Annotated in this window: 26 protein-coding genes; 23 read left to right on the forward strand and 3 right to left on the reverse strand. The window is 63.0% G+C overall.

The features are described 5' to 3' along the window. Window positions 1-53: 53 nt before the first annotated feature. Together F4Z81_03635 and F4Z81_03640 are read right to left on the reverse strand one after the other, a co-directional pair. On the reverse strand, window positions 54-254 hold the full coding sequence (locus F4Z81_03635; protein ID MXW04143.1) for a cold shock domain-containing protein: 201 nt from the start codon (window positions 252-254) through the stop codon (window positions 54-56). Between the two features lie 256 nt (window positions 255-510). Beyond that, window positions 511-2232 carry a M1 family metallopeptidase gene (locus tag F4Z81_03640; protein MXW04144.1) on the reverse strand — a complete coding sequence of 574 codons (1722 nt, stop codon included), beginning with the start codon at window positions 2230-2232 and terminating at the stop codon, window positions 511-513. Between the two features lie 38 nt (window positions 2233-2270). Between F4Z81_03640 and F4Z81_03645 the strand changes: the two genes are divergently transcribed. Then, window positions 2271-3056, forward strand: coding sequence for a phytanoyl-CoA dioxygenase family protein (locus F4Z81_03645; GenBank protein ID MXW04145.1), 786 nt, complete (start codon window positions 2271-2273; stop codon window positions 3054-3056). Window positions 3057-3106: 50 nt separating this feature from the next. On the opposite strand, the gene mtnP is transcribed toward F4Z81_03645, so the two are convergent. After that, window positions 3107-3970: an S-methyl-5'-thioadenosine phosphorylase gene (gene mtnP / locus F4Z81_03650; GenBank protein ID MXW04146.1), complete on the reverse strand. Its 864-nt coding sequence runs from the start codon at window positions 3968-3970 to the stop codon at window positions 3107-3109. Window positions 3971-4203: 233 nt separating this feature from the next. Between mtnP and F4Z81_03655 the strand changes: the two genes are divergently transcribed. The 22 genes from F4Z81_03655 (at window position 4204) to F4Z81_03760 (ending at window position 26489) form a co-directional block, all read left to right on the forward strand. Then, a complete protein-coding gene (locus F4Z81_03655) occupies window positions 4204-4554 on the forward strand; it encodes an NADH-quinone oxidoreductase subunit A (protein MXW04147.1) in 351 nt (116 codons plus the stop codon). Beyond that, a complete protein-coding gene (locus tag F4Z81_03660) occupies window positions 4545-5015 on the forward strand; it encodes an NADH-quinone oxidoreductase subunit B (protein MXW04148.1) in 471 nt (156 codons plus the stop codon). The genes F4Z81_03655 and F4Z81_03660 overlap by 10 nt, the downstream gene beginning before the upstream one ends. Continuing rightward, a complete protein-coding gene (gene pyrE, locus F4Z81_03665) occupies window positions 5015-5656 on the forward strand; it encodes an orotate phosphoribosyltransferase (GenBank protein ID MXW04149.1) in 642 nt (213 codons plus the stop codon). The genes F4Z81_03660 and pyrE overlap by 1 nt, the downstream gene beginning before the upstream one ends. After that, window positions 5657-6205 (forward strand): NADH-quinone oxidoreductase subunit C, encoded by a 549-nt coding sequence (locus tag F4Z81_03670; GenBank protein ID MXW04150.1) that lies wholly within the window; start codon window positions 5657-5659, stop codon window positions 6203-6205. A gap of 125 nt (window positions 6206-6330) precedes the next feature. Continuing rightward, a complete protein-coding gene (nuoD, locus tag F4Z81_03675; GenBank protein ID MXW04151.1) occupies window positions 6331-7506 on the forward strand; it encodes an NADH dehydrogenase (quinone) subunit D in 1176 nt (391 codons plus the stop codon). A gap of 1 nt (window position 7507) precedes the next feature. Further along, on the forward strand, window positions 7508-7999 hold the full coding sequence (locus tag F4Z81_03680; GenBank protein ID MXW04152.1) for an NAD(P)H-dependent oxidoreductase subunit E: 492 nt from the start codon (window positions 7508-7510) through the stop codon (window positions 7997-7999). A gap of 4 nt (window positions 8000-8003) precedes the next feature. After that, the gene (gene nuoF, locus F4Z81_03685) at window positions 8004-9380 is read left to right on the forward strand and encodes an NADH-quinone oxidoreductase subunit NuoF (GenBank protein MXW04153.1); all 1377 of its coding nucleotides are present in this window, start codon (window positions 8004-8006) and stop codon (window positions 9378-9380) included. Continuing rightward, window positions 9367-10998 (forward strand): molybdopterin-dependent oxidoreductase, encoded by a 1632-nt coding sequence (locus F4Z81_03690; GenBank protein ID MXW04154.1) that lies wholly within the window; start codon window positions 9367-9369, stop codon window positions 10996-10998. The genes nuoF and F4Z81_03690 overlap by 14 nt, the downstream gene beginning before the upstream one ends. Window positions 10999-11008: 10 nt before the next feature. After that, window positions 11009-12061: an NADH-quinone oxidoreductase subunit NuoH gene (gene nuoH / locus F4Z81_03695; GenBank protein ID MXW04155.1), complete on the forward strand. Its 1053-nt coding sequence runs from the start codon at window positions 11009-11011 to the stop codon at window positions 12059-12061. 16 nt (window positions 12062-12077) lie between these two features. Further along, window positions 12078-12647, forward strand: coding sequence for an NADH-quinone oxidoreductase subunit I (locus F4Z81_03700; GenBank protein MXW04156.1), 570 nt, complete (start codon window positions 12078-12080; stop codon window positions 12645-12647). A 29-nt stretch (window positions 12648-12676) separates the two neighbouring features. Then, window positions 12677-13192, forward strand: a complete 516-nt coding sequence (locus F4Z81_03705; protein MXW04157.1) for an NADH-quinone oxidoreductase subunit J — start codon at window positions 12677-12679, stop codon at window positions 13190-13192. Window positions 13193-13222: 30 nt separating this feature from the next. Next, a complete protein-coding gene (gene nuoK / locus F4Z81_03710; GenBank protein ID MXW04158.1) occupies window positions 13223-13525 on the forward strand; it encodes an NADH-quinone oxidoreductase subunit NuoK in 303 nt (100 codons plus the stop codon). A 39-nt stretch (window positions 13526-13564) separates the two neighbouring features. Then, window positions 13565-15490 (forward strand): NADH-quinone oxidoreductase subunit L, encoded by a 1926-nt coding sequence (gene nuoL, locus F4Z81_03715; GenBank protein ID MXW04159.1) that lies wholly within the window; start codon window positions 13565-13567, stop codon window positions 15488-15490. 39 nt (window positions 15491-15529) lie between these two features. After that, window positions 15530-17110, forward strand: a complete 1581-nt coding sequence (locus F4Z81_03720) for an NADH-quinone oxidoreductase subunit M (GenBank protein ID MXW04160.1) — start codon at window positions 15530-15532, stop codon at window positions 17108-17110. After that, complete coding sequence (locus F4Z81_03725) at window positions 17107-18573, forward strand: NADH-quinone oxidoreductase subunit N (GenBank protein MXW04161.1); 1467 nt, start codon at window positions 17107-17109, stop codon at window positions 18571-18573. Before F4Z81_03720 ends, F4Z81_03725 begins: the two co-directional genes overlap by 4 nt. Before the next feature lie 78 nt (window positions 18574-18651). Further along, on the forward strand, window positions 18652-19671 hold the full coding sequence (locus F4Z81_03730) for a polyprenyl synthetase family protein (protein ID MXW04162.1): 1020 nt from the start codon (window positions 18652-18654) through the stop codon (window positions 19669-19671). A 7-nt stretch (window positions 19672-19678) separates the two neighbouring features. Continuing rightward, window positions 19679-20554, forward strand: coding sequence for a glycosyltransferase family 2 protein (locus tag F4Z81_03735; protein MXW04163.1), 876 nt, complete (start codon window positions 19679-19681; stop codon window positions 20552-20554). 6 nt (window positions 20555-20560) lie between these two features. Continuing rightward, complete coding sequence (locus F4Z81_03740; protein MXW04164.1) at window positions 20561-21547, forward strand: radical SAM protein; 987 nt, start codon at window positions 20561-20563, stop codon at window positions 21545-21547. A gap of 94 nt (window positions 21548-21641) precedes the next feature. Then, window positions 21642-22787 carry a glycosyltransferase family 4 protein gene (locus tag F4Z81_03745; GenBank protein ID MXW04165.1) on the forward strand — a complete coding sequence of 382 codons (1146 nt, stop codon included), beginning with the start codon at window positions 21642-21644 and terminating at the stop codon, window positions 22785-22787. An 18-nt stretch (window positions 22788-22805) separates the two neighbouring features. Beyond that, window positions 22806-24731 (forward strand): ATP-binding cassette domain-containing protein, encoded by a 1926-nt coding sequence (locus tag F4Z81_03750; GenBank protein ID MXW04166.1) that lies wholly within the window; start codon window positions 22806-22808, stop codon window positions 24729-24731. 10 nt (window positions 24732-24741) lie between these two features. Further along, entirely contained in the window at window positions 24742-25887 is a 1146-nt protein-coding gene (locus tag F4Z81_03755) for a glycosyltransferase family 9 protein (protein ID MXW04167.1), read from the forward strand. 53 nt (window positions 25888-25940) lie between these two features. After that, window positions 25941-26489, forward strand: coding sequence for a class I SAM-dependent methyltransferase (locus tag F4Z81_03760; GenBank protein MXW04168.1), 549 nt, complete (start codon window positions 25941-25943; stop codon window positions 26487-26489). The last annotated feature ends 19 nt before the right edge of the window (window positions 26490-26508 follow it).

The following is a 26508-nucleotide window of genomic DNA, read 5'->3' on the forward strand; positions in this document are numbered from 1 at the left end:
CGGAACAGAATGCTCCGGCACCCGTGTCGTTTCGTCTGGGTTCGTTACCGCTTTTACTGCTTTACGACGTTAGCGGCCTGGAATCCCTTGGGCCCTTCCGTGATATCGAACTCGACCGCATCACCTTCCGACAGGGACTTGAATCCCTCTCCCTGGATCGCGGAGTAGTGGACGAAGACGTCATCGCCACCATCGTGCTCGATAAAACCATAGCCCTTGTGGTCGTTGAACCACTTTACTTTACCGACTGCCAATATTGCTCACCACCTTTCAGGCATGTATAGATACATCTACAACGAAGTCCCTGTTCGACTTTCACCCGCATATAGAAAAACGGCAGGACCGTTAGTTCTGATCCGTGCCGCATCGTCTTTTTTATAATACGATCATGCAGGAGACAGAGACAAATCCTGATAAACAATAAACCGTTACTTCTGGAAAAGTCAACATTTTTTTATTGTCACACAGATTGTAACGACAGATCGATCACCATTCGGCTCGTCTGCCCGCTTAGCCATCCCCCCGCCTTACCCGCGCCTCCATCAGCAGCCAGGTATCGGGGTCGACCACGACTTCTCCCGGTGCTTCTTCCAGTTTGAAGCGAAATTCGTGCGACCGCTCACGAAGCTCGACCTGCCGGCGTTCCAGCCGGTCTCCCGCCACGAAGGCGAGGGTTACGGACAGCCTGAAAGTCTCCTGGGGCTGTGTCTGACGCAGGCGTACCGATACCTCGCCGCGCTGTTCGTCCCAGGACCAGGTCACCTCGACCACGGGATGGCCCGCACGGTAGATCCACTGGTCGAAGAACCACCCGAGATCTTCTCCGTGACGGGTTTCCATGACGGACTGGAAATCCCGGGTCAGCACGGTCTGGTCACGGAACCTGGCGTAGAAGTCCCGTATGCCCTCGAAGAAGGCGTCGTCGCCCATCAGGCCCCTGAGCATGTGGAGCACCAGCCCGCCCTTGCTGTAGTTGTAGGCGTTCAGCAGGTCGAACAGGTCGGTTATGCCCGGATTGAAGACAGGCGCCGGCGCGCGGCGGTCCGCGTCGAAAACCCGGGACCGGCTTCGGGCCAGCATTTCGTGAAAACGCTCGTCGCCGTCGGCTTCTTCAAAGAATACAGCGCCGAAGTAGGTGGCGAACCCCTCGCTGAGCCACAAGTGGTGCCAGTCGGACTCGGTCACCGAGTCGCCGAACCATTGGTGGACGATCTCGTGGGCGACCACGGCTTCGTTCCGTCTGGTGCCCGTTATGCTATGTTCCGAGAAGAAGATGGCGCTGGCGTTCTCCATGCCGCCGAACCGGGTGGAAGACTGCACCAGCGCGAGTTTCGCATAGGGATAGGGTCCGATCAGGTCGGTGTAGAAGGCCAGCATGTCCGTGGAACGGGCGAAATCCGTGGTTCCCGCGTCCCGGTCGCCGGGAAACAGGTAGTACGAAACGGGGATCCCCCGCCAGGATCCCGGCCGGACGATGGAAAAGCGGGCCGCTCCGACCACCATGCAGTAGGTGGGGATGGGCGCGTCGGTCTTCCAGTGCGTCCGCTTGCGTTCCGGCGAGACGGCCGTCGTTCCCAGCAGCCGGCCGTTGGCCACGACGTCGTAGGCCGCGGGCGCCGTGACGATGAATTCGACCGTGGCCTTGTCATAGGGATGATCCACCCCGGGGAACCAGTGCCGCGCCCGGTTCGGCCAGTTGTCCGCGAAGACCGACCGGTCGCCGAACTTGTTCGGCTGAATGAACAGCCCGTCCACGGGCTCCCCGCCATACGAGACGATCACCGTGACCGTGTCGCCTGCCGCATAACTTTTCTCGAAGGTTATGTTCAGGCGGTGGTCGCTGTGCGTAAAAACCGCGTTTCTTCCGCCGACCGTGACTCGGCCCACGGTGAGCGGGCCCAGGTCGAGGGGCAGGACGTTCCGGCCGCCGGCCAGCATCTCCGCCTGGATCGTGGTCTCGCCCTGGATGGTCCGGCCGGTTTCGCCGATCTCCAACTGGATCCGGTAGTGGAGGATGTCCACGTCATCCATGCGGGGGTAGCCGTCGTTGGCCAGGGCCGCGCCGGGCGTCAGGCCCAGGACGAGCAGCAACGCCTTCGGAGTGAGGCTGCGGACGAGCAGCACAACCTTCGGAGTGAGGCCGAAGACGAGCGCCGCCGCCGCGACGGTCCACTTGCCGATCCACTTCCTCACGTGGTGTTCCTCCTTGACACGTTCCTCGGTTCGTCCCATATATTCTCCGCACAAACCCACACCAACCGACAGGATGGATGGTCATGGTCCGGCTGACCGACGACGACATCCGGTTTTTCGTACGCGAAGGCTACCTGGTCAAGCGCGGCGTCCTTGATCCCGATCTGATGGCCCGGGGCAGGGAACGCATGTGGAGCAACCTGCCGCCGCCCCTCGAGCGCGAAAAACCGGAAACCTGGATCGGTCCTTTCCCGGAGCCGGTGGACGACGGTTCGTCCCATCGCCATCAGTACATGTGGAAGTACCGCAAGCCGGGCGATGAGGACTGGATGGTTCGCCTCCTCGCCACCGATCCTTCCGTGATGGGCATGGCGGAGCAGTTGCTTGGCGAGGGCAAGCTGGTCGTACCGGACCGGATCCGCGGTATTTACTGCGTCCTGCCCGAAGGCGATGCGCCGCCCCGTCCCATGGGTTGCCACGTGGACGCCCATCCCTTTCACCTCGGCGTCGTGGGTTACATCGACGACGTGGATCCCGGAGGCGGCGGATTCACCGTCTGGCCGGGCAGCCACCGGATTTTCTACCGGGATTTCACCCGGCGCTACGTCTTCGACAAGACGCCCGAATACCTGGCCGACAAGGACGAGGTGAGCGGAATGCCCCCCATGGACTGCCACGGCAAGGCCGGCGACATCGTATACTGGCACCACCGCATGGGCCATTCCGTCGGCCACAACCGGACCGGCCGGATCCGCCAGGCGGTCCTTTACGACTACAAGCGGGCGGACCTGGACGAGAACGCGCCTCCCGGCGACGACATGTGGGTGGACTGGCCCGGCGTCCGTGCCGTTTTGGCACCATGACATGTGGGTGGACTGGCCCGGCGTCCGCCCGTTACACCTCTCCTGATGCGCTACTCGTAATAACGGCCCACGATCGGCCTCAGCTTCTCCAGCGTGCCGACGGGCACCGCGCCGCGGTCGGAAACGATGGCATTGGCCAGCGCGTTGTGACAGCGGCACGTCCTGTCCAGCGGAATGGCCGGCACGACGTGGCGGATGACCTGGCGCGCGTGGTCCACGTTCGCGTGCAGGTTCTCGATGATCATGTCGACGGTCACGGAATCGTGTTCCTCGTGCCAGCAGTCGTAGTCGGTGGAACACGCGATGGCGGCGTAGCAGATCTCCGCCTCCCGGGCGAGCTTTGCCTCCGGCGCCGCCGTCATCCCGATGACCGAAAAACCCCAGCCCCGGTAGACGTTCGACTCCGCTTTGGTCGAGAACTGCGGTCCTTCCATGCAGAGATAGGTGCCGCCGTCGTGCACGGTCAGGCCCGTCGATTCGGCGCCGCGGACAAGCAGCTGGCGCAACGGTCCGCAGAACGGTTCGCCGAGGCCTACGTGCACCACGAGGCCGTCGCCGAAGAAGCTCGTCGCGCGATGCCGGGTATGGTCGTACAACTGGTCCGGTATGACGAAGTCCCGCGGCCGGATATCTTCCTGTAAGCTGCCCACGGCACTTACCGAGAGTATCCACCGGACGCCCAGCGTCTTCAGCGCGAAGATGTTCGCACGCACGTTGATTTCGGACGGCCCCAGGCGATGGCCCCGGCCGTGCCGGGCCAGGAACGCCACGCGCCGGCCCTCCAGGGTGCCGATCACGATGGCGTCGCTGGGGTCGCCGAAGGGGGTGTCGGGCCGAACCTCCTCGAGATCCGTCAGCCCCTCCATTCCGTAGAACCCAGTGCCCCCGATGACGGCGATCTGTGCTTCAGGCATACAGCAACGCTCCGGCTGGTTTGAGAAGTCGATTTCAGTCCTTGCAATGCGCGTGAAATCGTACCGGAATAGACATATAACGAGCCCGCCTTTTTATATCAATAAATAAAAACGATTAGTCCTTGACAACGCACCCCGGCGGTTTATCTTGATCGGCGAGTTCAAGGATAGATGTACCAGGAAGCCGCGTTTCGTCGACCGATCTGTTCTGTACATCACTGAAATTCGGTTAAATGTCATACCTTCCCCTGATCCTGCTCGTAGTCCTCGTACTGATCGTCGCGGCCGTAATCGTTACCCTTTCCTCTTTCATCGGCAGAAAAAAGACCAGCGCATCCAAGCTCGCCTCTTACGAATGCGGCGTTCCGCTGAAGGATTCCGCGCGGAAGAACTTCTCCGTCAAGTTCTACCTGATCGCCATCCTTTTCATCCTTTTCGACGTGGAGATCATTTACCTCTACCCATGGGCCGTCGTTTATGGTGATCTTCAGTTATACGGCGCCGCAGCCATGGGGGTGTTCTTCCTCCTGCTCGTCATCGGATTCCTGTACGAATGGAAACGGGGTGCCCTGGAATGGGATTAGAAGACCAGTTGCAGGAAAACGTCATGACCACCAAGGTCGACGAGATGGTGGGCTGGGCCCGGAAGAACTCGCTCTGGCCGATGCCCTTCGGCACCGCGTGCTGCGCCATCGAGCTCATGGCGACCCTGGCGTCCCGCTTCGACCTGGCTCGATTCGGGGCCGAAGCCATCCGGTTTTCACCACGGCAGTCCGACCTGCTGATCGTTTCGGGGCGGGTGTCCATCAAGATGATGCCCGTACTGAAGAAGATCTACGACCAGATGCCGGAGCCCAAATGGGTCATCTCCATGGGGGCCTGCGCCTCCTCCGGCGGCGTATTCAATACCTACACCCTGGTGCAGGGCGTGGACCAGTACATCCCGGTGGACGTGTATATCCCCGGCTGTCCGCCCAGGCCCGAAAACGTGATCCAGGCGTTGATGAAGATCCAGGAGAAAGTAGCCCAGGCTAAAGCGAACTGATGAACAGAAAAACCATCGCAGAGCTTCTGCTCGACATCAAAGCCGTCACTATCAACGTCGAAGCACCCTACCATTACAGTTCCGGTATCATCTCCCCGATATATTGCGATAACAGGCTGATCATATCCTGCCTGGAAGAGCGCAAGGTGATTGTCGATACGTTTCTCGAGATCATCGACTCCCTCGACACTGCCCCGGACGTCATCGCGGGCACGGCGACGGCCGCCATACCCTTCGCCGCGTGGGTTTCCAACCGGCTGGACCTGCCGATGGTCTACGCACGGTCGGGGCAGAAGGGATATGGCAAGGAACACCGGGTCGAGGGCACCCTGACAGCCGGCCAGAAGGTACTGTTCACCGAGGATCTGGTCACCACGGGGGGAGGCGTCCTGAAGGCCGTCGAAGACGTGATCAAGTTCGACGTGGACGTAATCGGCGTGGTCACCATATTCGAATACGGCCTGCCCGCCGCCACCGAGGGATTCGGGAAAGCCGACCTGCCGAAATGGAGCATGGCGGACTTCGTGACCGTACTGGACGTCATGAGCGAGCGGGGCGAGCTTTCGGCAGACGACCGGGAGATCGCCATGGACTGGCAGTCGGACCCGCGCGGCTGGGGCGGCAAGATGGGGTTCGAATAAATGGGGTCAGCGATGGAAAACCAGGAGGAACGCGAAACCGAAGGCGTTGGCAGTCCTGAATCTGAGCCGGGCGCCGTTACGAAGCGCATCCGTGCCCGGTTCGGCGACGCGTCTGTTGGCACCGGCAACGCGGTGGGTTGCGAAAGCGTCATCGCGGAGCGGGATGCGCTCCTTCCGTTCATGACCTTCCTGAGAGACGATCCGGAACTGTCCTTCGACTATCTCGTCGACGTGACCGCCGTGGACCGCCTGCGGCTGGACGAGGAAATCCGGTTCGCCGTGGTGTACCAGCTCTATTCCTACAAACACAACCGACGTTTCAGCGTCAGCGTGCCCGTTCCGGAAGCGGACTCCCGGATCGGTTCGGTGGTGTCCGTCTGGCCGGGCGCCAACTGGCTGGAGCGGGAAGTGTACGACATGTACGGGATCGTCTTCGAAGGCCATCCCGACCTGCGCCGGATCCTGATGCCCGATGATTTCGGTTCCTACCCCTTGAGAAAGGACTATCCCCTGCACGGCAAGGGGGAACGGGACAACTTCGTTTTCTAGCGCATATTGTGAACGCCGGACCACCGGAAACACGCACCGTGAATACCACGCCGATCGACAAGCTCGCAGAGACGGACCTCGAGGAAATCCGCAACGAACGGGTGTCTTTCGAGCGTACGCCGGACATGCCGACCGAGCACATGATCCTCAATTTCGGTCCCCAGCACCCGGCGACCCACGGGACGCTGCACATGGTGCTGGAACTGGACGGAGAAAAGGTCGCGGGCGCCACGCCCCATCTCGGCTACCTGCACACCGGTTTCGAAAAACTGGGCGAGTACAGGAGCTACAACCAGTTCGTCACGCTGACCGACCGGATGAACTACCTTTCGCCCCTGTGCAACAACATCGGCTATACCCACGCGGTCGAAAAGCTGATGGACATCGAGATCACGCCGCGGTGCCGGAATGTCCGGGTCGCCCTGGCCGAACTCTCCCGCCTCGCCGACCACCTGCTGTGCATCGGCACGGCCGCTCTCGATATCGGGGCCTTCACCGCCTTCCTGTACGGGTTCCGGGCCCGGGAAGTCCTGTACGACCTGTTCGAGGCGGTTTGCGGCACGCGGCTGACCACCAGCTACACGCGTGTGGGCGGGCTCCTGCGCGACGTGCCGGAGAATTTCGCGGAAATGGCCAGGGAGTCCGTGGAAGAGACCCTGCGAGCCACCTCGGAAATCGACCGGCTCCTGACCCACAACCGCATATGGCGCGACCGGACCGAAGGCGTGGGCGTCCTATCGGCGGAAGACGCCGTTGCCTGGGGCGCCACGGGGCCTGTCCTCAGGGCTTCCGGCGTAGACTGGGACATCCGGAAGAACGAACCCTATCTCGGTTACGAAGCCTACGATTTCGACATCCCCATCGGCCGCAACGGGGACGTGTATGACCGCTATCTCGTGCGGATGGAGGAGATCAGGCAGAGTGCGAAGATCGTTCGACAGGCCGTGGCGGACCTGCCTTCGGGACCCGTGAACGCCGACGAGGAACATGCGGTGCTGCCCGAGAAATCGGAAGTGTACGAATCCATGGAGTCCCTGATCTATCATTTCAAGATGACCATGGAAGGACACGGGCCGACACCGCCGGTGGGCGAGGTGTACGCCGCCACCGAGGCGCCGAACGGAGAACTCGGGTTCTTCATCGTCAGCGACGGCAGCCGGGAACCTTACCGGATCCGTGTGCGTCCGCCGTCATTCGTGAACTTTTCCCTATTCCCCATGTTGATCAGGGGGCATATGCTATCGGACGTGGTGGCGATACTGGGCAGCCTGAACGTCATCGCTGGAGAACTGGACCGCTAGAATGGCGACACCGCTCGAATTCACGGACGCGGCGCGGGAACGGGCGGCGGAGATCCTGGACCGCTATCCCGCGGAGTACAGGAAGTCGGCCGTCGTACCGCTCCTCCACCTCGCGCAGGAGGAATGGGGGTACGTCTCGCCCGAGGCCATGGCCTGCGTGGCCGGTCTGATCGGCTGCTCGCCCGTCAAGGTCGCGGAGATCGCGACGTTCTACCCCATGTTCAACAAGGAACCCGTGGGCGAACACGTGCTGGCGGTATGCCATACGCTGCCCTGCGCGCTGACCGGCTGCGGGAGCGTATTCGATCACCTCTCGGAAAAACTCGGCATCGGGCTGGGCGAGACCACGGAGGACGGCCGGTTCACGCTGAGGAAATCGGAATGCCTCGCGGCCTGCGACCGGGGCCCCGTGCTCCTGGTCAACCGGCGCCTGCACACCCACGTTACCCCCGAGAAGGTCGACGAAATCCTCGCGGAACTCGATAAGGGTTAAGGTAATGGCCGCACCGATCGAAATCCTGACGGCGCCCCTCCCGGCGGAAACCGATCCCGGCGACATCGACGCCTACCTGGCCGGCGGCGGTTACGGCGCGGTACGGAAGGCGCTGAAGTCCATGAGCCAGGCCGAACTGATCGAGGAGATCAACGCCTCGGGGATAAAGGGCCGCGGCGGGGCCGGGTTCTCGACGGGCATGAAGTGGAACCTGTGCGCCGACCGGTTTCCCCGGTACCTGTGCGCCAACGCGGACGAAAGCGAACCCGGCAGCTTCAAGGACCGGCTCCTGCTGGAGTCGAAGCCCCACCAGATCATCGAAGGCATGATCATCACCAGCTACGCCCTGGGGATCAACCTGGGATACATCTACATCCGGGGCGAGTTCTTCCAGATCATCGACCAGATGGAAGCCGCGCTGGCGGACGCCCGGAAACACGGCTTCCTCGGCGCCGATATCCTGGACACGGGCTACGACCTCGAGTTGTACGTCCATCCGGGCGCGGGAGCTTACATCTGCGGAGAAGAGACGGGCCTGATCGAATCCCTCGAGGGCAACCGGCCCTACCCCCGGCTGAAGCCGCCCTATTTCCCCGCCGCCATCGGGCTCTGGGGCCAGCCCACGATCGTCAACAACGTGGAGACCATGGCCCAGATAACCACCATCGTCGACATGGGCGCGGAAGCCTACAAGCAAATCGGTTCGGAGGAGGATACGACCGGACCCCGGCTGTTCGGCCTGTGCGGCCACGTGAAGAAACCCGGCATCTACGAGTACGATTCCGATATTACGCTGCGGGAGCTGATCTACGACGCGGCCGGCGGCATCCGGGACGGCAACCGGCTGAAGGGTGTCATTCCGGGCGGCATCTCGGCGCCGATCCTGACGCCGGAAGAGATCGACACGCCCATGGGCTTTGGCGCCCTGGGCAAGCTGGGATCCATGGGCGGTACCGGCGGGATCATCGTGATGGACGAGACCACCAGCATGGTGGACGCCCTGCTCAACGCATCCTCCTTCGCCGCCCACGAGTCCTGCGGCCAGTGCACGCCCTGCCGCGAGGGGGTGCCATGGATGAACGACATCCTGCGGCGTATCCGCAATGGCCAGGGCAGGGACGAGGACCTGGACCTGCTGCTCGACATCTGCAAGCAGATCCACGGCCACACCGTCTGCGTCTTCGGCCAGGCGCCGGGCGTCTGGCCCGTGCGCACCATTCTCGTCAAGTACTGGCCCGAGTTCAGGGCCTGCATCGAACGGAAGGAACTGGTCGTCCCGCCCCTGGAGGAATCCTTTCTGCGGCCCGATCAGTATGAGCACATTCCACCCGTACCCGGCAATTTCCGGCTGAAGACCGAAGAAGCCGATGCCGCCGGATGAGCAGACCATGGCAACCATTACCATAGACGAAAAGCAATACACCGTGGAGGAAGGCCGCAACCTTATCGACGCGGCGGCGGACCTGGGCATCGACATCCCCCATTTCTGCTATCACCCCGGCCTGGCGCCGGACGGCAACTGCCGGATGTGCCTGACCGAGATGGAGATCCGGCCCGGGCAGTTCGGCATCGTCACCTCGTGCACGATACGGATCAAGGACGGGATGAATTTCCGGTTCAATTCCCCGGCGGTGCTGGACAACCGGAAGGGGATCATGGAGTTCCTGCTCATCAACCACCCCCTTGACTGTCCCTGGTGCGACCAGGCGGGGGAGTGCAAGCTGCAGGACCATTCCTTCGACCACGGCCGGGGCCACAGCCGGTTCGTCGAGACCAAGCGCGTACCGCCGAAGAAAGACCTCGGACCGCACATCACGCTGTACACGACGCGCTGCATCCTGTGCCAGCGCTGCACCCGCTTTTGCGACGAGATCACCGGAACTTCGGAACTCGGCGTCGTCCAGATGGGCAGCAAGTCCGAGATCGCGACCTTCGAAGACGTTCCCCTGGACAACAAGATGTCGGCGAACGTGGCGGACATCTGTCCCGTGGGCGCCCTGGTCACCAAGGACTTCCTCTACAAGCCCCGCATCTGGCATTACGACAAGGTGGATACCCTCTGCCCGGGATGCGCCACGGGATGCAACACCACGCTGGAAGTCATGCACCAGAAGATCTACCGGACCAAACCTCGTTACAACGAGGCGGTAAACGGGTACTGGATGTGCGACGAAGGGCGGTTCTGCTACCACGGCTGGCAGGACGCGGACCGGCTGACGGCGCCGCTGATGCGGGTAGACGGTGAACTCGGGCAGGCCACATGGCCCGATGCCATGGACGCGGCCGTCAGCGGCATCCGGACCGTCCTGGACGGTGAAGGGGATTCCGCCATGGGGGTGGTCGGATCGTCCATGGCGACCAACGAGGAGAACTACCTGCTGCGAAAAATGGCCGTGGAGGCCTTCGGGTCGCCGCGGACCGGCCTCGACCGCAAGCCCGATGGAGAAGCGTGGACGTCGAAAAGCGGATTCCACATCGACGCGGACAAGACGCCCAACACCCGGGGTGCCCGCGACATGCTCGGCGCCGGCTCGCTGGAGGATATCCTGCGGGGTATCGGTGACGGCTCGATCCGGGGGCTCTACGTACTGGGCGGCGACATCGGCCGGACCCTGTCGACGGCGGAGGCGGAGGCCTTCCGCAAGCTCGAATTCCTGGTGGTGCACGACGTGTATCGTTCCGACCTCGCCGAACTGGCCGACGTGGTCTTCCCCGGGGCGATTCCCTTCGAGAAGAACGGGACCATGACCAATGCGCAGGGCCGCGTACAGCGGCTGGGCCCCGCCTTCCCGCCGCCCGGCGGCGCGCGGGAGGACGGCGCGATTCTCCGGTACGTGGGACAGCGCATGGGCGTCGAACTGGGCGGGACGGACCCCGCCGGCGTCCTGGAAGAAATCGCCGGAAATGTGGAAGGATACGCGGGACTCACCTATGACCTGATCGGCGATCAGGGCGCCATGACGGGCGGCGAAGGGCCGTCCGAGGCCGCGGGAGGTTAGTGGATTGGTCGTGGACCCCATGATCCTGGAAGGCGCCATTGCCCTGGTCAAAATCGGCATCCTGCTGGGGGTGGTGTTCACCACCGTTGCCTACCTCACCTTCATGGAACGCCGGGTAAGCGCCCTGATCCAGGACCGGCTCGGTCCCAACCGCGTCGGTCCCATGGGTCTGCTGCAGCCGCTGGCCGACGGGATCAAGTTCATGTGGAAGGAAGAGTTCATCCCGTCAAGTGCCGACCGGAAGCTCTTCGCCGTCGCGCCGGCCCTGATCCTCGTGCCGGCCCTGCTGATCTTCGCCGTGATCCCCATAGGCGGCGAAGTGACCATCCCCGCCTTCACCCTCTTCGGTCTGCAGATCCAGGAGACGACGACCACGCTGCAGATCATCGATCTCAACGTCGGAATTCTGTACATCCTGGGCATGACCTCCATCGCGGTGTACGGGATCGCCCTGGGGGGATGGAGCGCCAACAACAAGTTCACCCTGCTGGGCGGGATCCGGTCGTCGGCGCAGATGATCAGCTACGAACTGTCGCTGGGCCTGTCCATCGTCGGCATCCTCATGCTCACGGGGTCGCTCCAGATGAGCAAGATCGTCGCGGCGCAGGACGGATTCCTCGACTGGTTCATCTTCCGCCAGCCGCTGGCCTTCGTCATCTTCGTCATCGCGGCCTTCGCCGAAAACAACCGCCTGCCCTTCGACCTGGTGGAGTGCGAGCAGGAACTCGTAGGCGGTTACCACACCGAATATAGCAGCATGCGTTTTTCCATGTTCATGATCTCGGAATACGCCAGCATGATCGCGGCCTCCGCCCTGATGGCAACCCTCTTCTTCGGCGGGTGGCACATGCCCTTCGAGGACCAGGTCGGCCCGGGACTGGTCACCCTGTACCAGGTGGCCGGGTTCCTGCTCAAGACGGGATTCTTCCTCTTCGTCTATATCTGGGTGAGGTGGTCGCTGCCGCGTTTCAGGTACGACCAGCTGATGGCGATCGGTTGGAAGGTGCTGCTGCCGCTGGCCCTGTTGAACGTCGTAGTCACCGGAATCTGGATGCTGGTCTGATTGGGGAGTGTGATCCATGGCAATCATTGTTGAAGCGCGCAAGATGACCCTGGCGGAGCGGCTTTACCTTCCCGCGGTGATCAAGGGCATGCTCCTGACCCTCGCGCACCTCTTCAGGAAGAAGGTCACCATGCAGTACCCGGAGGTGCAGAAGATCCTGCCGCCCGGATACCGCGGCGCCCACCGGCTAAACAAGGACGAGCAGGACCGGGTCAAGTGCGTGGCCTGCGAGATGTGCGCCGTGGCCTGTCCCGCCGACTGCATCACCATCGAAGGCATGGAGACGGAATGGAACGACCGGGAGAAGATCCCCCGCACGTTCCAGATCGACATGCTCCGGTGCATTTTCTGCGGCATGTGCGTGGAAGCCTGTCCCGAAGACGCCATCGACATGACGGACGACATCGAACTCGTGGCCACGTCGCGGGAGGAGATGATCTGGGACCGGGAACGCCTGCTGAAGAACTACGATGAAACCAAAGATCAGGAGGGCACGCTGGGCCAGGTCCTTCGAAAGAGCCGGGAGGCCTTCACGCGCCCCCGGGGAGATCAGCTTCCCGACCCGGGTGGTCCGGGCGGTCATTGAGCGGCCGGGGACCGCCCCGACGAGATGCCATGGAACTCTACTTCTTTCTTTTTTTCGCCATTGTAGCCGTCGCGAGCAGCGTGGCCATGATCCTGCAGCGCAACCCGATCTACTGCGTGCTGCTGCTCATCATGGTCATGATATCCATCGCCGGCCTGTACCTGATGCTGGACGCCCAGTTCGTCGCGATCATACAGATCGTCGTGTATGCCGGCGCCATCATGGTCCTCTTCCTCTTCGTTATCATGCTGCTGAACCTGAGCCGCGAGGAGGGCGGGGTGTTTCGCATCCAGAAACCGCTGGCCGTACTCCTGGCCGCGCTGCTGTTCCTGCCTGTGGCGGCCATGATCATGTCCTATGCGAGCGGCGGAACGACCCCTCCGGCGGATGGCGGCGGAAACGGATTCGGCGAGGTGGAACAGATCGGAACGCTGTTGTTCACGAAATACCTGCTGCCCGTGGAGATCGCGGCCGTGCTCCTGCTGATCGCCATCGTGGGCGCCGTGGTACTTACGCGCAAGGGCACCGTTTCCGTGGGCGAGTGAGGGGCTGACCGTGCCGGAGTCGACGAAGCCATGATCCCTGTCACCTATTACCTGGTCCTGAGTGCCGTGCTCTTCCTGGTCGGCGCCACCGGCGTGCTGGTTCGGCGGAACGCTATCATTGTGCTGATGGGCATCGAGTTGATGCTCAACGGGGCCAATCTCTCTTTCGTGGCCTTTGCCCGGCAGTTCGGCATGGCCGACGGCCACATCTACGTGTTTTTGGTGATAACCGTGGCGGCTGCCGAAGTGGCTATCGGCCTGGCCCTGGTGATCCTGCTGTTCCGCAACCGCGGAACGGTCAACATCGACGAGGTCCGGTCCCTGCGCTGGTAGCGGTTTAGGCCGGCCAGCCCAGGACCCTTAGTTAACCCCATGACCGAATCCTTCAGTTACGTCTGGCTGATCCCCTTCCTGCCCCTCCTCGGGGCCTTCATCAACGTATTCTTCAACCGGAACCCCCGCGTATCCGGGATGATCGCCTGCGCGATGGTGGCCGCGTCCTTCCTGCTCGCGCTGGGTGTCTTCCTCCAGCTCATAGGGCTGCCGGATGGAGAACGCAGCGTCGACGTGGTCGTCTATTCGTGGATCACGACGGGCACCTTCGCGGTGGACGTGGCCTTCCTGGTCGATCCGCTTTCGACGGTCATGATGCTGGTGGTGACCGGGGTCGGACTGCTGATCCACGTCTATTCCATCGGCTACATGGGCAAGGACGCCTGCTGCGTCCGGTATTTCTCCTATCTGAACCTGTTCATGTTCGCCATGCTCATCCTCGTGATGGGCAACAACTTCCTGCTGATGTTCGTCGGCTGGGAAGGGGTCGGGCTCTGTTCCTACCTGCTGATCGGGTTCTGGTGCGAAAGGCGATCCGCGGCGAACGCGGGCATGAAGGCCTTCGTGGTGAACCGCATCGGCGATTTCGCCTTCATTCTGGGCCTGCTCCTGATCTTCCTGTACGCTGGCTCGCTCACCTATGCCGATGTGTTCGCGGCGGACCCGGCCGTGCTCGCCCCGGTCATCACGGCCGTCACCCTCTTGCTATTCATCGGGGCCATGGGCAAGTCCGCCCAGGTGCCCCTCCACGTCTGGCTGCCGGACGCCATGGAAGGCCCCACGCCCGTCAGCGCGCTGATCCACGCGGCCACCATGGTGACCGCGGGCGTGTACATGGTCGCCCGGTGCCACGCGCTCTTCGCGCAGTCCGCCACGGCCATGACCGTCGTGGCCGTCGTCGGCGCGGTCACGGCCATCTTCGCCGCGTACATCGCCCTGACCCAGTACGATATCAAGCGCGTCCTGGCCTATTCCACCGTGAGCCAGCTGGGGTACATGTTCCTGGCCTGCGGCGTCGGCTACTTCACCGCGGGGATCTTCCACCTGGTCACCCACGCGTTCTTCAAGGCCCTGTTGTTCATGGGCGCGGGCAGCGTCATACACGCGCTGGAACACGCTTTGGAAAAGGGCAGGGATCCCCAGGACCTCCGCAACATGGGCGGGCTCCGCGACCTTATGCCGGTGACCTACAAGTCCATGCTGCTGGCGACCCTGGCCATCGCGGGGATCGCGCCGTTCGCGGGTTTCTTCAGCAAGGACCTGATCCTGCTGGGCGCCTTCGTCAACGCCCCAGTGCTGTGGCTGGTCGGTCTGGCCACCGGAGCCATGACCGCCTTCTACATGTTCCGGCTGCTGTTCATGACCTTCGGCGGCGAGACCCGGCTGAGCCGGGACGAAACCGAAAAGGTCCGCGAGTCGTCCCGCGTCATGACCATACCGCTGGTCCTGCTGGCCGTGCTGTCCACCGTGGGCGGATTCATCGGCATCCCCCACGTGTTCGCAGCGGGCATGGACCGGTTCGGCGGATTCCTCGCGCCGGTGTTCTCCGGGCTGCCGGAGGCGCAGGTTCCCTCCGCGAGCGTCGAGCTGGCCCTGATGGTCCTGGCCCTGCTGGTGGCCGCGGCCGGTATCTGGGGCGCGTACACCGTGTACATTCGCGGCAACAGGGTTTTCGACCGCCTGGTACCGCGGGCGCTGTATACGCTGTCGCTGGAGAAGTTCTACGTGGATGAGATCTACGACACCGTCATCGTGGGACCGGTGAGGAAGATCGCCCGGGGATGCTGGCGCATCCTGGATTCCACGATCGTCGACGGGGGGCTGACCCTGGCCGCGCTCACGGTCCGCAGCATGGGGAACGCGATCCGGTATACGCAGACGGGGGTCGTTCAGAACTACGCGTTGATCATGGTCATCGGCGCGCTCGTGGTCTTCGCCTATATCACCGGTTACCTGGGACCGTAACCCGGGACCGCAACCCCGAAGGAATCGAAGGTACTGTACATGACGGAACTGCCTTTCCTGTCCCTCATCATCTGGCTGCCGGTCGTGGGCGCCGTCCTGCTCCTCTTCGTCAAAGGGGACACGGCCGCCCGGTGGGTGGGATTCGGCGTTTCGGCCCTGGTGCTCGTCCTCTTCGCGGTCTGCTTTGGCGCTTTCAAGGCGCACCTGGGCGAACCGCAGTTCGTGGAGCGCATGCCCTGGATCGAATCCCTGGGCGTGTCCTATCACGTAGGGGCGGACGGTATCAGCATCCTCCTCGCCGGGATCACCGCGCTCATGTGGCCCCTGGCCTTGCTCGGCACCTGGACGATCGTAAGCGAGCGGATCCGGGCCTACCAGGTTTTCATGCTGCTGATGGAAACCACCCTGATGGGCGTGTTCTTCTCCCTCGACCTGTTCCTGTTCTTCCTCTTCTGGGAAGGCATGCTGATCCCCATGTACTTCCTGATCGGCATCTGGGGTTATGAAAACAGCGCGCGGGCGGCCCTGAAATTCTTCCTGTTCGCCGTCTTCGGCAGCCTGCTCATGCTGGCCGCGGTCATCACCCTGGCCTTTCTCCACCACCAGGCCCATGACGTCCTCACCTTCGAGATGGCGGCGCTTTACCAGCTGTCCATACCGCCGGAGGTCCAGTTCTGGCTCGCCCTCGCCTTCATCGCCGCCTTCGCGGTGAAGGTGCCCATGGTGCCCTTTCACACGTGGCTGCCCGATGCCATCGTCCTCGCCGTGGTGCTCGTCAAGATGGCGGCCTACGGGTTCATACGCCTGACCCTTCCGCTGTTCCCCGATGCCCTTACCGAGCTGGCACCCCTGATGTGCGCCGTGGCGGCGGCCGGTATCGTCTACGGCGCCCTGATCGCCCTGGCGCAACGGGATATCCGGCGGATGATCGCCTATTCGACGATCAGTCACGCGGGGTTCGTCGTGCTGGGCGTATTCGCCCTGAACCAGCACGGCATACAGGGCGCGGTCGTGCACATCGTCAGCCTGGCGCTGTCCACGGGCGGACTGTTTCTGGCCGCCATGATGCTCGTCCAGCGTCGGAATACCTGGGACATGGAAGCATATGGCGGGTTGTGGCACACGATTCCGGTGTTCTCCGCTTTCCTGCTCGTGTTTACCCTGGCCTCCGTGGGCCTGCCGGGCCTGAGCAGTTTCGTCGGAGAGTTTCTCATACTGGTCGGCGTGTTCCAGCAGAACATCCTGATCGCGGCCGTCGCGGCCACGGGGATCATCCTGGCGGCCGTCTACATGCTCAGGATGTACCGCAAGGTGGTCTTCGGCCCGTTGACTCGGGAGGAGAACCGGGGGATCAGGGACCTGTCGTTCCGGGAGACGGCCGTGCTTGCCTGCATGACGCTGTTCATTATCTGGATCGGGGTGTATCCCAATCCTTTCTTGAGGACCATGGAGGCTTCGGTGCAGAAGCTGCTGGTCCAGACCCACCGTCTCGCCGAAACGCCTCCGGCCGGGATGGTCCCTTCGACCATCGAATCGATGGCGATGCCGGCGGATCCGGCCGGCCCGGGTGATCCGGCCGGCCTCGATGCCAACCCTGAAACCAGCCAGGATACGCGATGAATACGGCCCTGCCCGCCATAAACCTCTACGCCGTGTTGCCGCAGATCGTGCTCGTGTCCGCCGCGACCGTGGTCCTGATCGTCGGCCTGTTCGAACGGTTTCGCAAGGGGATCCCTTATCTTTCCCTGCTGCTCCTGGCGGTATCCGGCGTCTTTGCCGTGAACCAGCTGGGCCGGGCACCCGTCGCCTTCTCGGATACGTCGCCCATGATGGTGATGGACGACTTCAGCCTGGTGGCCACCCTGGTGTTCATCGCCGGCGCCATCTTGACCGTGTTGGTCTCCATCTCCTATGCCGAAGCCCGTTCCATCGACCGCGGGGAGTACTATGCGCTGCTCATCTACGCCGTGTCCGGCATGAGCATGATGGCGGCGAGCACGGACCTCTTCACCTTTTTCCTGGGTCTGGAAGTTCTCTCCATTTCGCTTTACGTGCTGATCGGATTCGAACAGCGGGACGCCGGATCGAACGAAGGAGCGCTGAAGTACTTCCTGCTGGGCGCTTTCGCCAGCGGATTCATTCTTTACGGCATGGCCCTGCTCTACGGCGCGAGCGGCAGCACGGAGTACGAGGCCATCGCGCGCACGCTGGGCGAGGAGCGCGGTGACGCCGTGAATCTCCTCCTGCTCGGCGGATTGGGCCTGCTCCTGGTCGGGATCGGTTTCAAGATCTCCATGGTCCCGTTCCACGCCTGGACGCCGGACGTGTACCAGGGCGCGCCGACGCCTGTCGCGGCTTTTCTGTCCACCGGTTCCAAGGCGGCCGCCTTCGTGGTGTTGATCCGGCTGCTCGGTTCGGTTTTTCCCGGCCTTCAGATGGAGTGGATCCCGCTGATCTCGGTGCTGGCGGTCCTCACGATCGCCGTCGGCAACGTCGTGGCGCTGGTTCAGACGAACCTGAAGAGACTGCTGGCCTACTCGAGCATCGCCCATGCCGGCTACATGCTGCTGCCGCTCATGGCCGACAGCCAGGACGGCAGTGCGAGCATCGTCTTCTACCTGATCGTGTACACGGCGATGAATCTGGGCGCCTTCGGGGTGTTGGCCGTGCTTGCCGCCCGCGGGATTCCCTGCGCGACCATGGACGACCTGGCCGGCCTGGGAAGCCGCCGTCCGCTCGTCGCCGCGGTCATGGCCGTGGTCATGTTTTCCCTGGCCGGCATACCGCCCACGGCCGGGTTCATGGCCAAGTTCTACCTCTTCAGTGCGCTGGTATACGGAGGATACGTGGAACTGGCCGTGATCGGCCTGCTATTCAGCGGCGTGTCGTTGTACTACTACCTTCGCGTCGTGGTATGGATGTACATGCGGCCCGCGGCCGAAGCGCCGGCCGAAGCCGCCGGCCACCTGTCCTACAGCGGCATGACCGCGCTTTGCCTCTCCGCCCTGGCCATCCTGGCTGTGGGCGTTTTCCCCTCCGTATTGCTTCAACTGGCCGAGCGGGCAGTCATGACGCTGCCGTAAGCCTGGCCGTTCCGCCGTTTCCACCCATGGGCCGGCATCGGCGAATTGGGTTGACTTCCGGACGGTTTCACGCCATATATTCAGGTATTTCAGCGGGCGCCAACGCCAGCCAACCGGAGGGCATTCATAGACTTCCGAACCATCAGCGCGCCGGTCCAGATCCATCTCGACCAGTTTGAGCAGAAGATCAGCGAGATCTCCCGGTCCGACGTGGAGGTCATCAACCAGATCTGGGCCCACCTGGTTCGCACCAAGGGAAAACGGCTGAGACCCGCGCTGGTATTTCTTTCGGCCTCGGCATACGGTACGCCGTGCCGGGAGACCATGCTGGCGGCGTTCATCATCGAGCTCTGCCACACCGCGACGCTGATTCACGACGACGTGGTGGACCGCGCGACCACGCGCCGCGGTCTGCCCACACTGAATTCCAAATGGGACAACCACGTTTCGGTGCTTATGGGCGACAACGTGATCGCCAGGGTGTTGACGCTGATCGCGAAACTCGACTGTTCGCGGATCACGGCGAAGATCGCGGCATGCGTGGAACGGCTGACCGAGGGCGAGTTGCACCAGGCCATCCGCCGGTTCAACATCCGGACGACCGAGGCGGAGTACTATCGCATCATCAGCAACAAGACGTCCTCGCTCATCGCGTGCGGGTGCGATTCCGGAGCATATCTCTCAAGCCGTTCGGCCGAGACGGCCTGCCGGTTCGGCGATTTCGGCGAGAAGCTCGGCATGGCTTTCCAGATCACCGATGACATCCTCAATTTCACGGGAGACGAAGACGTCATTGGAAAACCGAGGGGAAACGACTTCCGCGAAGGGACGGTCACCCTGCCGTTGATCCACGCCCTCCGGAACGCTTCCACCGAAGGCAACAGGCGCGTGGAGCAGTTGATGAAGGAGGAATGGAGCGACCGCGTCTGCGACGAGATCGTCGAGTTCGTCCACGTCCACGACGGCATCCGCTACGCGAAAGGCAAGGCGCTGGCCTACGCGGAGGAAGCCAAGCGTAGCCTCCGTGACGAGCCGGAGACCCGGGCGAAGGACGCGCTCCTGAACATGGTCGACTACGCCATAGAACGGGATCGATGATGCAGGTATGGATACGATATCCGTAATCGTCATTACCTATAACGAAGAACCGCATATCGATACCTGTCTGCAGAGCGTTTCCTGGGTGGACGAAATCGTGGTGGTGGACTGCGGAAGCACCGATCGGACGGTCGAGATCTGCAACGGCCACGAAAAGGTCCGGTTGTATCACGAAGACCGGCACGGCAGCGGACAGCAGAAGCAGCAGGCGCTGGACCGGGCGGTTTCCGAATGGGTGTTGAACCTGGACGCGGACGAGCGGCTCAGCGAGCCGCTTGAGTTGGAGATCCGAAGCCTTCTCGCGTCACCCGCATCCTGCGACGGCTATCATGTGCCCAGGGAGAACTACTTCCTCTCCCGGCACATCCGCCATGCGGCCGGCTGGGGAGACGACCGGCCGCTCCGGCTGTTCCGCCGGAGCAAGACGCAGGTCACCCGGACCCAGGTCCACGAGACCTTCTTCGTCGACGGGTCTACCGGCTGCCTCGATGCACCGCTGGTACACGATGCCTATACCAGCCTGTACCAGTATATCGAGAAGCTGAACGAGTACACGTCGATCGAGGTGAGGAACCGGCTGAAAGCGCGGCCGGACCGTAAGATAACCTGGGTGCACATCGCCATCGCTCCCCTGGGCGCGTTCTGGAAGTTGTACGTGATGAAAAGAGGGTATCTGGATGGGATGCAAGGACTTCTGCTATGCCTGCTCTCATCGGTTTCGGTCATGTCCGGGTACGCGAAGACCTGGGAATACGGGATGTACAGGAAGCGGGGCGGCCGGATGTTTCCGCCCATACGAACCGAAGAGGTACGGACCCGGCAGCCGGGCTACAACCGGCTGATCCGGGGTGGCGACGACGAATTCAACTGGAAGGACGACTGACCACCGATGGGCCTTAAAGACTCCCTTTACAAGACGGCTTCCCGGTACGAGCCGGTTCAGCGGGTCCTGCGCAATGCCATTGTTGCGCGGAAACTGCGGTTTCCGGAAGTGATCAGTATCGAGGGGTCGAGTTACTGCAACGCCGACTGCATCATGTGCCCGCGTGAACTGTTGAGCCGCAAGAAGGGCAACATGTCCATGGACCTGTACCGCAAGATCATCGACGAATGCGCCGAAAACGCCCGGTACATCCGGCTCATACAACCCTTCATGTTCGGAGAGTCCTTCATCAACAAGAAACTCGTCGACATGATCGCGTATACGAAGCAAAAGCTGCCCCGCGTGCCGGTCAGCGTAAGCACCAACGGTTCCCTCATCACACCGCAGAAGGCGCAGGAGCTCATCGATTGCGGGCTGGACAAGATCAACATCGACATCGACGGGGCGACGGCGGAGACCTTCGAGGCGGTGCGCGTCGGGCTCGACTATGAACAGGTGGTGGAGAACGCACGGTACCTGATGGAACTGAAGCGTTCCGTCCGCAGCAAGACGCCGGAAATCACGGTAACCATCATCAACATGGCCGAGACCCAGCACGAGATCGACGCGTTCAGGGACCTCTGGAAGCCCATCGCCGACCACGTGGTAGTGCAGAGCTACACGACCTGGACGGGCAGCGTGGAAGACAAGAACGTGGGCGACCAGGCCGAGGCGTCGGCCGCCGGCGGTTTCACCTTCCCCTGCAAGCATCCCTGGGAGGAGTTCGTCATCGCGAACGACGGCCGGGTATCCATCTGCTGTCTCGATTTCGACTTCAAGGTGGAAGTGGGCGACGTCTCGAAGCAGTCGATCAGGGAAGTCTGGAACGGTGCGCCGATCCAGGAGATCCGCCAGAAGATGATCGAGAACAGGTATGACGAACTCGAGATCTGCAGCCAGTGCAACAACTACATCTTCCAGACGGAATGCGCCTGGCACCAGGTGTGGAAATGATGCCGGAGGAAGTGATACTGGCGGACTCGCCGGGATACCCGTAATCGTCCCCGATCCGATCCCGATCCCCGATTCCATCGATTAAAGGATTGCCATGACCGGCATGGCACCCGCGCGCATCCTGCAGGTATGCTCCTCCCTGGCCTGGGGCGGTACGGAGATGCACGTTCCGATCCTGTCGGCAAAACTTCGGGACCGCGGTCACGACGTGCGCCTGGTGCTTCATCCAAAAGGATCGATTGTCGGCGAGGCCCGTGAACGGGGCTTCACGGTGGAATCCGTCCCCATCGGTGGTTACGTGAATCCTCTTTCGACCTGCGCGCTTCGGCGCTGCATCCGCCGCTTCCGGCCCGGCGTCCTCCATCTTCACCTTTCCCGCGACCTCTGGCAGGCCGTGCCCGCCGCGCGGCTGGCAGGGTTCGGGGGACCGCTCCTGCTCACCAAGCACGTCGGTTCCTACGTAACGAAAAAGGATCCGCTTCACCGCTGGCTGTACCGGCGCGTTTCCCGCGTCATCACGGTATCGGAGACGCTGAACCGGAACGTGCGGGAGACCTGTCCCGTCCCGCCGGACCGCGTGGTGACGGTGCATCCGGCCCTGGACCTGGAAAGATTCGATCCGGCCCGCTACGACCGGGAAGACACGAGAAGATCGCTCGGGATCACCTCCGAAGCGCGGTTGGTGGGGACCGTGGGCCGTGTGTCTCCGGGGAAGGGCTACGAGGAGTTCCTGCAGGCCGCCCGGTTGCTTCGGGACCGCCATCCGGAGTTGCCCCTGCGGTTCGTCGTGGTGGGCGAGGCGAGCTACGGCGAGGAAGCGTACCACGACGGAATCGTTCGACATGCCCGGGAACTCGGCCTCGGTGAAACCGTGCTGTTTACGGGCTTCAGGCGTGATATTCCCGCCTTGCTGTACGCCATGGACGTTTTTATATTCCCCTCCAGAGCGGAGGGATTCGGCGCGACGGTCATCGAGGCGATGGCCATGGGCGTGGCCTGTGTATCGACCCGGTCGGACGGCACGCTGGACACCGTGGAGGACGGCGAAACGGGCCTGGTCTTCCAGGGCGGCGACGCGGAGGGGCTTGCGCGGTCGGTCGAATCGCTGCTGATGGACGAGCGTCTGCGCGCGCGTATCGCGGAGACCGGCCGCGCACGGGCCAGGGCACGCTTCAATCTCGACGCCATGACCGACCGGGTGGAAGCGCTCTACGCCGCCTCAATGGCCCCTCCCGCCTGACCCCATAATCGACCCCCCATGAATCTGTATCTCCGAGTACTTTCCTACGTAAAACCCTACTGGTACTTCATGGCCGGCGCCATGGTATGCATGGCCTTTTTTGCGCTGACCAGCAGCGCCACGGTCTGGGTGGCCCTGCCCTTTCTGCAGACCCTCTTCGGCCAGGAAACCGTCCAGACGGTTCCGGACGGGCAGTCCGGGCAGGACGGGCGGTCCGGACTGCCCGGGCAGGGCGGGCAGCTCGGCGTGGCGCAGGATTCGGCGAACCGGCTGGAACAGCGCACCGGGATGACGGGCCTGCGCGAGACCTTGAAGGAACGCACCAACGACCTGATCAGGCGGCCGACCAAGCAGGCCACCCTCGAGCGCCTCTGCCTGATCATCCTGTTCATCCTCCTGCTCAAGAACATCAGCAGTTACCTGCAGGCCTACCTGATGGCCTACGCCGAGAACGGGGTCATCAAAGATCTCAGGAACCACCTGTATATCCATCTGCACCGCCTTTCCCTGTCCTATTTCCACCGGGAACGCACGGGGGAGCTCATCTCCCGCGTATCCTACGACGTCATGAAGATCAACGGCACGATCTCGGCCGCCTTCGGCACGCTGGTCAAGGAGCCCATGCTGGTCGTGGTCTTCCTCGCGATCCTCCTGATCCTCAGCTGGCAGTTGACGCTGGTCTCGCTGGTCTTGCTTCCCCTGAGCGTCCTCGTCATTACCACGGTAGGCCGGCGACTTCGCCGGAGCAGCACGGCCTCCCAGGAGGCCATGGCCGACCTGACCTCGACGCTCCAGGAGACCGTGGCCGGCGTGCGGGTGGTCAAGGCCTTCAACATGGAGTCCTTCGAAATCGGCAAGTTCAAGCGGCAGACGCAACACTACTTCCGCACGTTGCTCCGCCTGACTCACATGCACAACCTGGCCAGCCCCGTCACGGAGATCCTGGGCGGCGCGGTGGGCCTGGCGATCCTCTGGTACGGCGGGCGGCAGGTGCTGGAAGGCGGCCTGCTGGCGCCCGAGGACTTCCTGACCTTCTTCCTGGCCCTCTTTTCCATGATGAAACCGGTCAAGGAACTCGGCCAGGTGCACAACCGGATCCAGGAGGGGATCGCGGCCGCCGACCGCGTGTTTTCCGTGCTGGACACGGCCCCGGAGATCACGGACGCTCCCGGCGCGGCCCCGTTGCCCGACCTGCGGCGTGAGATCCGGCTCGATCGCGTGACTTTCCGTTACGATACGGTCTCCGATCCCGCCCTGGAAGAGATCGACCTGGTGGTCCGATCGGGCGAGACCGTGGCGCTTGTGGGACCCAGCGGAGGCGGCAAGTCCACCCTGGTGGATCTCGTCGCGCGGTTCTACGATCCGACCGGGGGGCGCATCGAAATCGACGGGAAAGACCTGCGTACGGTCACCGTGGCCTCCCTCCGGGAGAAGATGGGGATCGTTACCCAGGACGTGATCCTCTTCAACGACACGGTCCGCAACAATATCGCCTACGGCGTGGTGGACATGCCCCTGGACCGGATTCGGTCCGCAGCGGCCGCCGCGAACGCGGACGCCTTCATCGAGCAGTTGCCCGATGGGTACGATACGTTTCTCGGGGAGCGGGGCGTGCGCCTTTCCGGGGGGCAGCGCCAGCGCATCGCCATCGCCCGGGCCATCCTGAAGGATCCCCAGATTCTCATATTCGACGAGGCCACGTCCAGCCTGGACACCGAGTCCGAGCTGCTGGTCCAGGAGGCCATCGATCGGCTGATGAAGGGCAGGACGGCCCTGGTCATCGCCCATCGCCTGTCGACGGTGCAGAAGGCGGACCGGGTGGTCGTGGTCGACCGCGGCCGGATCGTCCAGTCCGGCGTCCACGCGTCGCTGGTCCAGGAAGACGGCCTGTACCGGAAGCTCTACAACCTGCAGTTCCGGGACCAGGAACCGGTCGCGGATTAACGGACGGCCGATGATGTGGTATCCTATCGAGAAGCGACTCAAGACCCGGGTGCTCAAGTGGCTGGCCAGCCATCCACTGGGCAATCGCCGTACGCCGCCCGGCGAGGTCGACATCGAACGCATCGGCCGGATCCTGATTATCCGGCAACACGATCAGTTCGGCGATTTCCTGCTGACCACCCCCGCGATCCACGCGCTGCGGGCGCGGTTTCCCGCCGCGCACCTCACCCTGGTGGTCCGCGCCTACCTGTACCCCGTGGCCCGAAACAATCCGGACGTGGACGAGGTCCTGCTGTTCCACGAATCCGGTTTCCGCTGGCGGCCCCGGGACATCCGGTCTTTCGTCGATCTCATGCGGAACCCCGTCGACCTCGCCGTCGTGTTCAACACGGTTTCCCATTCCCTGTCCAGCGACCTCATCGCCTGGCTTTCGGGCGCTTCCGTGGTCATGGGACCCGAAACGCCCACCTTCGACCACCTCGACCACAATCCTTTCTACACGATCAACGTGCCCGTGAATCTCGATCCCAGGCACCAGATCCAGCGGAACCTGGACGTGGTGCGGCACGTGGGCGCCGATACGGACGACCTGTCCTACCGTTACGCCATGGCTGCGGAAGAACGGGCGACCGGCAGGGCGGTGATCGATGGCCTGGACGGAGATCCCGGGAAGCCCGGAGGCCCCGTGGTCGCCGTCCACTTCGGCACCGGGGACGCGAGGAAGCGATACCCCGTGGAGCAGCTGGCCCGTGTCTGCGATGAGTTGGCCGCCCGGCGCTCCGCCCGGATCCTGATCATCCCCGCGCCTGGAGAAGAAGGACTGCTGCGTGCGCTGCGCGAAGCGGCATCCGCTCTGTTGCACAGCGCGCCGTCCCTTTCGCTGCGGGAGGTCGCCGGCGTGATCCACGCCGCGGACCTGCTCGTATGCAACGACACCGGGGTCCTCCACCTGGCCGCCGCCGTGGAGACGCCGACCCTGTCCTTCCACGCCACCAGCGATCCGGCCTACTGGAAGCCGCCCGGCCGAAGGCACCGCGCCTTCTACGCCGCCAGTCAACGGATCGAGGAGATCCCGCCGGACCGCGTGTGCCGCGAAATCATCGCCATGCTCGACGATTCCGGTAGCGGCGAATCGGGCGAGATCATCCGGCTCTGAACCCGGTCCGTGACGGCCTAATTCACTTGACACGACCCCAGCCCGATCATACCATGTTGCCCGCTCAGGCGAACGCCTCCATGGCACGGGAACGGGTGAACATGGCGACCAAACTCGATCTGGGCTGCGGACCTTTCGGGAAGCTGGAAGGGGCCGTCGGCCTGGACATCAACGATGCGGCGCACGTGGACGTCGTGCACAGCCTGGACGACTACCCCTATCCCTTCGACGACGCACAGTTCGATCACGTCGAGATGTCACATATCCTGGAGCACATCCTCCAGCCGGCCCGGGCCATGGACGAAGTGTACCGCATCGCGCGGCCCGGGGCTTCGATCCGCATCGTCACGCCCCATTACTCGTCGCAGCTGTCCTATGGCGACCTGACGCACTATCATCACTTCGGCTACGTGACGATCACCCAGATGTGCCGGGACGGACGGTTTCGGATGGACGAATGCAGGCTGATCTTCAGCGACGTCTACCGGGTACTGGGCATCAGCCTGCTCGCCAACTGGTTTCCCCGCCGATGGGAGAAGTACCTCGCGTTCATCTTCCCCGGCATGTACGTGGAGGCGAAGCTGACCGTAGTCAAGCTCTGAACGGTTAGGGATGAACCGG

The organism is Gemmatimonadota bacterium (assembly GCA_009835325.1).
Classification (GTDB): Bacteria; JAAXHH01; JAAXHH01; order JAAXHH01; family JAAXHH01; genus JAAXHH01.